5 protein-coding genes are annotated in these 6,204 nt (G+C 70.1%); 2 read left to right on the top strand and 3 right to left on the bottom strand.

What is annotated here, in order from left to right; translation table 11 throughout:
• A partial coding sequence (locus VGV13_04915; GenBank protein ID HEV8640419.1) for a galactose oxidase-like domain-containing protein occupies positions 1–2,706 on the bottom strand: 2,706 nt, incomplete at its 3' end.
• 302 nt (positions 2,707–3,008) lie between these two features.
• Between VGV13_04915 and VGV13_04910 the strand changes: the two genes are divergently transcribed.
• Together VGV13_04910 and VGV13_04905 are read left to right on the top strand one after the other, a co-directional pair.
• Positions 3,009–4,052 carry a glycosyltransferase gene (locus VGV13_04910; protein ID HEV8640418.1) on the top strand — a complete coding sequence of 348 codons (1,044 nt, stop codon included), beginning with the start codon at positions 3,009–3,011 and terminating at the stop codon, positions 4,050–4,052.
• A gap of 51 nt (positions 4,053–4,103) precedes the next feature.
• Positions 4,104–5,249, top strand: a complete 1,146-nt coding sequence (locus VGV13_04905) for an MFS transporter (GenBank protein HEV8640417.1) — start codon at positions 4,104–4,106, stop codon at positions 5,247–5,249.
• Positions 5,250–5,280: 31 nt separating this feature from the next.
• On the opposite strand, the gene VGV13_04900 is transcribed toward VGV13_04905, so the two are convergent.
• Both VGV13_04900 and VGV13_04895 read right to left on the bottom strand, forming a co-directional pair.
• Positions 5,281–5,766 (bottom strand): GNAT family N-acetyltransferase, encoded by a 486-nt coding sequence (locus tag VGV13_04900; protein ID HEV8640416.1) that lies wholly within the window; start codon positions 5,764–5,766, stop codon positions 5,281–5,283.
• 12 nt (positions 5,767–5,778) lie between these two features.
• Complete coding sequence (locus VGV13_04895; protein ID HEV8640415.1) at positions 5,779–6,105, bottom strand: hypothetical protein; 327 nt, start codon at positions 6,103–6,105, stop codon at positions 5,779–5,781.
• Positions 6,106–6,204: the final 99 nt, after the last annotated feature.

Here is a 6,204-nt window from a genome sequence, read left to right as displayed (position 1 = left end):
CGTGCCGCCGGGATTGACCCAGACGTTGGCCCAGACGGTGCCGCTGACGGTCTCGCCGGGGCGGGGGGTGGTGAGGGCGACGGTGAGGGAGCCGGTGGCGCCGTTATTGACGGTGACGGTGCGGGTGGCGGTGGCGACGGCACCGGCGCTGTCGGTGACGGTCAGCGTGAGCGTGTGCGCCGCATCCGAGTACGTCCTGGTATCCCACGCGTAGGAGGCGCTCGTCGCCGCAATCGTCTGAACCGAGACCACCGCGCCGTCGATCGCGAGTTTGTAGGTGATGTTGCCCGGCGCCGCGCCGCTGGCGGCCATGCCCACGGTCGTGGTGTCGGAGACGATCGCGTCAGCCGGCGGGCTCGTGAAGGAGGCGGTCAGCTTGCCCGTCTCCCCGTTCTGCACGGTGACGTCGACGCTCGCCGAACCGGTGCGGATCGAGCTCTGCACCGTCACCGTCAGCGTCTGGGGCCCGTTGGGCGTCTTGGTGGTGTCCCACGGTAGCGTGACGTGGGTGTCGGGCGAGGATTCGGTCCAGAGCGTCGTGCCGGCGGCTTTCAGCGTGAAGTTGTACGGCCCCGCCGCGCCCGAGACCCAGACATTGACCCAGGTCGTCCCGCTGACCGTCTGCCCCGGCGTCGGGGTGGTCAGCGCGACCGTGATCGCGCCGGTCTGGGAGACGCTCACGGTGCGAGTGGCGGTGGAGGTTTGGCCGGTCGCGTCGGTCACCGTCAGCGTGAGCGTGTGGGCGCCATTAGGGACCGTGGTGGTGTTCCAGTTGTACGTCGCGCTGGTGTCGGGCGTGGTCGTCGTGAACACCTCGGTGCCGTCGATCTTGAGCCTGTAGGTGAAGTTCGGGGTGCCCCCGCCGCTCACGGCCATCGCTACGGTCTGCGTGCCGTTGACGGTCGCGCCGGCAGGCGGGTTGGTGAAGGAGGCCGAGAAGACCGGCGCCTGGACGGTGATCGTCCGCGTCGGGGGGCTCGGATCGTTGTCGCCGAGATTGTCCGTCGCCGTCAGCGAGACGATGTACGTGCCTGGGGTCGGGAACGTCACCTCTCCCGGCGTGGGCACCTTGCTGGTCGCCGGCGCGCCGCCCGGAAAGACCCACGAGAGGGTCGCCACGCTGCCATCCGCATCGGTTCCGTCTCCGCTGAACGTCACGGACTGCCCCGCCTTGATCGTGACGTCGGTGGTCGGGGTCGGGTTCAGAATCATGCCCCGGGGCGGCTGATTGGTCGGGTTGAACGAAACCTGCACGAATTTCGCGATCGAGGGCACCCCCTTCTTGTCGACGAGGAAGACCATGTAGTAGCCGGGGGGCGCGATGTTGCTGTTGGGGGGCGACGTCACCGTGAGGACGCCGCTGCCCGCCGTGAAGTTCAGGTCGACCAGGCGCTGGTCGAAGTCGAAGGCGTGAGTGGAGGACCCCGGCCGGACGAGGGCCACCGACGCGATGTTTGCGGCATTGGGCGTCTGGACCTGGAACGAGGCGTCGTAGCCCACCCGGGCGGGGACGCTGGTGATCGTCGGCCGCGGCGCCCGGACGACGTTGCCGTTGGCGTCGGTCGTGAACAGATAGGCGGGCGAGTAGATCTCCAGCCGGTTGTCCCAGGCGCCCTGGAATGGGTTGGAGCCGGCCACCCAGACCGTCGCGTCGGGGAGGAGCAGGGCGACCGAATGATAGAGACGCGGCACGGCGGCCCGGCCGGCGGAGGACCACGTCTCGGTCGCGGGATCGAAGAGATCGGCGCCCAGGCTCGCGGTGCTCGCGTCGTTGTCGACGGCCGAGCCGCCCAGGGCCAGGATCTTGCCGGTCGGCAGGATGACGGCGTTCATCTCGATGCGCGGCGCCGACATCGGCGGCAGCGCGCGCCAGGCCGGCGTCCCCGCCGAGAGAGCGATGATCTCGGCGGTGGCGGTGGCCGGGTTGTTGCCGCCCATGATCATGACGCGCGCCCGGTAACCTTCCTCCGGCCGGAGGGGTAGCAGCACGGATGAGCCGTAGCGACGATCGCGCGCGTAGATGGTGCGCGCCATGCTGGCGGTCCAGGTCTTCGTCGCCGGATCGAAGAGACGGGAGTCGGGCGCACTGCCCGAGAAGAACACCTTGCCGTTGGGCAGGAGGTGTAGCCAGGGATAGAGCGGTGGCGTCCAGGGTGCCATGAACTCCGGGCTCCAGCCAGTGGGCACGTCGTAGAGCTCGACGGCCTGATTGGGTACGCCGGCCGTCTCCAGCCACCCGCTGAACGTCATGGTCTTGCCGTCGCTCAGCGCCGCAGTGGACGGATACCAGCGTCCGCGCGCCATGTCCTGCACCTGGATGAAGTTCTCGGCCGCGGGATCGAAGATGGTCGTCGTCCTGAGGCCCCGGAAGGGGTTGTACTGCAGACTGCCGCCCGTGATGAGGACACGGCCGTCGGGCAGGAAGGACATCGCGTTGCAGAAGAGGTCCCAGGGGATGGTCTGGACGCTGAAGCTGCCCGCGCCCGGGTCCCAAACGGCGGCGCGGTAGGTCGTATGGGTCGGGTCGTTCTCCGAGCCCGACGCGATGAGGACCTTGCCGGTGCGCAGCAGCCCGACGTGAATCGGGTTGATCGGGGTCCGGTACGGGAGGAGCTTCCATTCGCCAGCGACGCTGGCCTGGGCTCCGGCGACGCCGGGCGTCGCGGCCACGCCGAGCGAGGCCGCCAGCGTCGCCAACACGAACATCCGGCGAACCTGTCGGCACTGCATGCCGACGTGCTCTGGTCCACAATCCGTGCCACACCCTGAATGGCGCGAAAATACGTGACGACCCGATCCGGCAGGCTGCAGACGTTTGCAGAGGGTGTCCCCGCCCGCGCGCCGCGCGGGAATCGGTTTCATACCACGAGGCGCGCGATGGCCTGAGGCACATTGCCCCCTCCTGAAGGGAACGAATCGACTGGCAACGAGAGGCCGCGCGGCCCGCGTCACCGGGTGCGACGCCGCGCGGGCGGCCCTGGTATCACTCCTGCAGCGTGGTGAGGGCGATGAAGGTCTCGGTCGTCATTCCGACCTACAACCGGAGTCACGTCATCGGGCGGGCGCTCGAGAGTGTCCTGGCCCAGACCTACGGGGACGTGGAGATCCTCATAGTCGACGACGGCTCCATCGACGGCACGGCCGAGCGGCTGGGGCGCGTGCGTGACGCCCGCGTGCGCTACGTCCGGCGCGGGCACGCCGGGGTGTCGGCGACCCGCAACGCAGGCGTGGCGCTGGCGACGGGCGAGCTGATCTCGTTTCTCGATTCCGACGATCTCTGGAAGCCCGACAAGCTCAAGCGCGAGGTCGGGTTCCTGGCGGGCCATCCGGACGTGCAGGCCGTGTTCAGCGATCTGGAGAAATACGACGGCGACCTGTTCGTCCCGTCATTCATGCGCGCCTCGCCGCTCTTCGGGCGGTGGCTCGGGAGCGCTACCTACCCCGAGGGGGTGGTGCTCCCGCGCCGCGAGATGTTCCTCTTCCTGCTGCAGGAGGTGTTCATCAAGCCCAGCGCGCTGACGCTCCACCGCGAGGCCTTCAAGCGTACGGGCGGCTTCGACGAAACCTGGACCTCGTCGGAGGACTGGGACTTCCTCCTCCGCTTCAGCAAGTGGGCGCAGCTCGGCTACCTGGACCGCCCCCTGGCCGTTCTGCGGCTGTCGGTCGATTCCCTGCACCGCATCGACCAGCCCCGCGGCGAGACCGCGATGCTCGGCCTGCTGGCGCGCGAGCGCGAAGCGCTCCGTCACGACCCGGAAGCGCTGGCGGCGGTCCAGCGCGGGCTGAGGGAGCGCGTGAAGCAGTTCGCCTGGTACTACGACGAAGCGGGCTGCCCGCTGGCGGCCACCCGGATCCACTTGCGCGGGTTCCGGATCACCCGCGATCCCGAGCTGCTTGTCCGCGCTGCCGGCGGGTGGGTGCCGCGCGCGTTCCGGGCATGGCTGGTCGGCTGTTTACGTCGCGCCCGGCGTCGTCCGGCCGCCGGGGCTCGACGGGGTGTCCCGTCCCGTGACCCCGAGCGCCAGCGGCCCGGCGCCGGCCGGGCGCCCTAAGCGTCAGGAAGGCTCCGTCAGCGTCTCGATTTAGACCTACAATCGCTCTTCGTGCGAGCGCCGCTGATCGCCCTGCTGTGCGCCACGATGTTCACCGGCATTTTCTGGCAGGGAGCGTTCCCGGCGCTGCTCCCCGACCTCGGGCGCAGCGCCGCTCTGGCCGACTGGCAGCTCGGCGCGCTGGCCGGAGCGTTCGGCTTCGCGCGGATGATCGCGGACATCCCGGTGGGCCTGTTCATCACCCATCACCTGCGGCGGGCGCTCGTGCTGTCGCCCCTGCTGCTGGGGGTGGGCGTGCTCTGCCTCGCCGGCGGCGGGCCGTTCGCGGTGCTGGTGCTGGGCCGCGCGCTCATGGGCGTCGGCCACGCGCTCAGCATCGTGGCCGGGCTCACGGCGATTCTCCGCTACCAGTCAGGCGGCGGCCTGGCCTCCGCGCTCAGCGCCTTCGAGCTGTCGGCGATGCTCGGGATCCTCGGCGGGACCGTCCTGCTCGGGCTCTTGCCGGCGGATCTGCCGTGGAACGTGGCGCTGCTGCTCATCTGCGCGCCGCAGGCCCTGGGGCTCCTCATGGTGCCGTTCGTACTGGCGGCGCTGCCGGCCGAGCCGCCGGGGGCCACCCGCCCCCTCTTCGCGCGCCCCGCCCGGTCGGCGTCGGCGCCCATCACGGCGCTGGTCGTGCTGGCCTTCACCGCCGGCAGCGCGATCGCCACGTCGTACTCGACGCTCGAGCAATTCATCGTCCCGCTGCGGGCGGATCGCGAGTTCGGTCTGGCGCGGACCGGCATCGCGCGGCTGCTGATGATCGTACAGATCTGCGACATCGTCTGCCTGCTGCCGGCGGGGATGCTCGCCGACCGCCGGGGCGCGGCGCGCGTCCTGGGACTGATGCTCCTCGTCTTCGGTGCCGGTGAGGGGCTGATCGCGTTTGGCGGCTTCGCCGCTCTGGTGGCGGGATGCGCGCTCTTCGGCGTCGGGATGGCCGCCTGGACGCTGCCGCTCAGCTTGCTGAGGCGCGAGACGCCGGCCGACCACATCGGTTGGCGCACCGCGCTCTACCGCGTCGGGGTGGATGCCGGGATCTTTCTCGGCCCGTTCCTGAGCGGATTCCTCGCCGGCGGCCGTTCACGCCTGTTCGCCGGCGTCCTGGCCCTGCTCCTGATGCTGATCGGCGTCGCGCTGCTGCGGCGCCATCACTGACGACCGACGCGGGGGAGGATCAGGCTCCGCCTCACCGCGCCAGCCGCCGCAGCGGCGCGCCGGCCAGGCGGGCGAGGATCCACTCGCGGCGAAGCCCCGCGCCGAGCCGCTGGTAGAAGCGGATCGCCGGGGTGTTCCAGTCGAGCACCGTCCATTCCATCCGGCCGCAGCCGCGCCGCACCGCGAGGCGCGCCAGGGCGGCCAGCAGCGCCTTTCCCGCGCCCCGCCTGCGCTCCTCGGGCAGCACGAACAGGTCTTCGATGTAGAGGGTGGGGCGCCCCATGAAGGTCGAGTAGGTGAAGAAGTAGAGCGTGAAGCCGATGGCGCGGCGCCCGCGCCGGCAGATGAGCGTTTCGAAGTAGCGCCGGTCTCCGAAGCCGTGACGGCGGATGCGGTCGGCCGTCGCCTCCATCGCGTGGGCCAGACGCTCGTACTCCGCGAGACCGCGGATCAGCGCGAAGATGGTCGGCACGTCCCGCCGGGTGGCGCGACGGATGCTGTATCGGGGACGCCTCATGCGGCGGCGCCGCTACCTGAGCCTGCTCATGTCCTCGGGGAAGTTCGACGTGAAGGAGTAGGACTTCACCGTGCCGTTGGGGTTGAAGCGAACGGTGAGGTCTTTGGTCAGTTCTCCCCCGGCCCGCCGCTCGAGATAAAACCAGCGCCAGGTCGGGTCCCCGCTGTCGATCCCGACCTGGTACGGCGCTCCGAACGTGCGCTCCAGGAATGCCCGATCGGTCGTCCCGATCATGATCGACGCCGGCGCCGGCGAGGGGAAGAGATGGCCGGCCTTGAGCGCGCAGCCCGCAGCCAGCGTCAGGACGACCAGCGATGGGAGGACGAGCAATCGCTTCATGGCGGGAGATTATCTCAGGCCCCGGCGCGGGCTGGCAAGAAGCGGGGGACGCCCACGCCCGGCCCCTTCTCACGGCTCCTGTTGACCGCCTTGCGCTCT

It is taken from the genome of Candidatus Methylomirabilota bacterium, assembly GCA_036001065.1.
GTDB lineage: Bacteria > Methylomirabilota > Methylomirabilia > Rokubacteriales > CSP1-6 > MNEF01.
The sequence above is the reverse complement of the archived record's forward strand: the minus strand, read 5'-3'. Positions and strand labels throughout refer to the sequence as shown.

Bases quoted from the DNA above. Each gene is read 5' to 3' on its own strand.
- VGV13_04900 (HEV8640416.1), bottom strand. From the start codon at position 5,766: ATGAGGCGTCCCCGATACAGCATCCGTCGCGCCACCCGGCGGGACGTG.
- VGV13_04910 (HEV8640418.1), top strand. From the start codon at position 3,009: ATGAAGGTCTCGGTCGTCATTCCGACCTACAACCGGAGTCACGTCATC.
- VGV13_04895 (HEV8640415.1), bottom strand. From the start codon at position 6,105: ATGAAGCGATTGCTCGTCCTCCCATCGCTGGTCGTCCTGACGCTGGCT.